The sequence below is a fragment of the Chitinivibrionales bacterium genome (genome assembly GCA_014728215.1).
Lineage (GTDB): Bacteria > Fibrobacterota > Chitinivibrionia > Chitinivibrionales > WJKA01 > WJKA01.
The window spans coordinates 1-2,531 of record WJLZ01000226.1; the positions used below are offsets into that span (position 1 = coordinate 1).

Genomic DNA, 2,531 nt, shown 5'->3' on the forward strand with positions numbered 1-2,531 from the left:
ATCACACCTTCGTTGACCATGAAGAACTCGGGCCGCTGTATATCGAAAAAGACAAAAGGAATTCATCGGTAATGTATGTCTATTTTCTGAAGCAGGTTATTGAGAATTTGATGGGATTTTAAAAAATAGCCTCTTTATGCTTAATCCTGCAACCTCAAAGAGGGTGGATTATTGTAAATATTTTGAATTATATCCGAACACTTGCTTTTAAGTAATTCCGTTTATATATTAAATGACTATCCTACAAGGCAAATACAAGAGTGTAGGTTTGTATAACCATTTGAATTCATGGCGATTGTGCAGGATATTTCTATTATGTTTATCAATAAAAAGCTTATGCTCTCCCTTTTCCCGTTTATTCTCCTGCTCTATATTTCCCTTTTGATATTCACCTGCACTACTCCAACCGACCCGTCCGAACGTACCGAAAATGTTCGGATAGAATTTAATATCAATACAACAAATGACAGCATCGCGGTCGGAGATACGGTTGATATATCACTTTCAATACTCCTCCCCCATCTGGTATCTTCACTGACATTCAAATTCGGGTCGGAATGGGATACAACCATATCGTCGGAATTAAAAGACACCTTGACATTCACCCATCAGACAGCGCTTTATGACAGCGTTTTAGCGACGTTATCGGCTGTATTAATTGATGACAAATCCCTTGAAAAAAGTCGATGGGTCTATATTCAAGGCCTGGCGCCTCATATTGTTTCCCAATCCGAAGGGCTGATCAGTATCGATGAAGGGGTCTCCTGTACACTTTTCATCGAGGCCTCGGGGAGCGAGGCCATGAAATTCAAATGGCATAAAGATTCTGTACCGGTAATAAACGGGACAAATGATACGTTCATTATAAATTCAGTGAATCTATCCGATGCGGGACTTTATTATTGCATTGCTGAAAATAAATGGGGAAAGGATACGAGCAGTCACCAAATAATTGAAGTTATTTCGCCGGATGCTCCGCCTTCTCCGCAGAATATTTCATTTCAGAAAACCGAGCAAGGGATAATTCTAATGTGGAATGCGGTTGTCGGTGTTGACGGCTACTATATTTTTCGCGATTCAGCAGCATACGGATCGTCCGATCCCTTTGCACAAACATCAAATTCATACTTTACAATTAATGACCCCGGCAAAAATTTTTACTGGGTAAAATCCTATAAAGGTGACCTGATATCTTCCAGTTCCGAATATGTATCAAGCCGAGTCTCACCACCACAATGGAAAACCGACACGATCAAAATCAGCGGTCGTGAAGGTGATTCAATACGTTTATCTCTTTCAGACACGATAACCGACCTCGACAGCAGAAACTCCCTGATATTTAATATTCTGAATGCTTCCGGAAAAAGCGCCATTATTAATGACACGTTATATCTATTCGAAGCAGAAAACCGGGATTCGGGGCTGTATGTAGAACAAATTGTCGCCGACGATGGAGAGTTTCAGGATACCGTGGTTATTCATATAACTATTGCGCCTGCTACATTTGATCTCTCGATCGATGTAATCGAGAACGGCTCTATTATTCTCGAGCCGTCCGGCGGTACTTATCGATGGGGTGATACTGTCACTGTCTCGATAGCGCCGGATAGTGGTTATGAATTCTGGGAATGGCAGGGGGATATTAACGGAACTGTCACACCCGCAATGATTATTATGACCTCGGATATGACAATCGGAGCACAATTTATTCAAACAAAGGATTGCAGAGAGTTATCCTCAGGCGCAAGTATTAACGAAGCGATTGTTCAAGCGAGCGAATCAAGTGAAATCCTGGAAAAAATATGCCCGCAACCAGGAAAATATGAGAACAATACCATTGAAATCCTGGGTCCGGTTGAAATCATAATTCAAAAATAATGAGAAAAAATGTTTTTAGAAAATTGGAGGTCCTCAATGAGAAATACTCTGGCTGCACTTATAATAATGGTAAATTTGACGGCAATTAAAGTGACCGCCGAACCGAACTCGGCAATTCAGCTCTATGATTCTACCGGCGCAAATCCTACGTCACGGTTCGGTTGGCGGGGTGATGCACAAAATGGTGAATTTTATGTCTCAACGCCGGGAGCCGGCAGCGATGTTACTATTAAGAACGGCGAAGTCGCAGCTGATAGGTTTATCGGTGACGGCAGTGGCTTGACTAATCTACCAAAACCTTCCCTTGGTGGAGCGATTTCGATTGACAGCGTAGTCGATCTCGATGACTCGCTGAATACCAGATCGAGAATCGGCCATATCCATTCCCCGGATGAAATCCAGGGAACAATCAGTACATCAAAAGTGCAATACGGTGAATTCATGATTAATTCGGCCGGCGATTCCGGTCAGGTATGGAAATCCGATGCAAACGGCCGCGGGTACTGGGGAACCGATAATACCAGTAGTGGAACCAGCGCCGGCGGGCCGGTGTCCTGGACTGACGTTACCGATAAACCATCATCATTTAATCCTTCAGCGCACGAGCATACTGTTTCGCAAATATCCGACTTTCCGTCAGCGTTTTCTACTCA

The 2,531-nt window shown here is 42.9% G+C and carries 2 protein-coding genes; both read left to right on the forward strand.

Going from position 1 to position 2,531, the window contains the following annotated elements; translation table 11 throughout:
• Positions 1-288: 288 nt before the first annotated feature.
• On the forward strand, positions 289-1,878 hold the full coding sequence (locus tag GF401_20960; protein ID MBD3347535.1) for a hypothetical protein: 1,590 nt from the start codon (positions 289-291) through the stop codon (positions 1,876-1,878).
• A 36-nt stretch (positions 1,879-1,914) separates the two neighbouring features.
• Positions 1,915-2,531 (forward strand): hypothetical protein (locus GF401_20965; GenBank protein ID MBD3347536.1); only part of this gene is annotated, 617 nt, incomplete at its 3' end.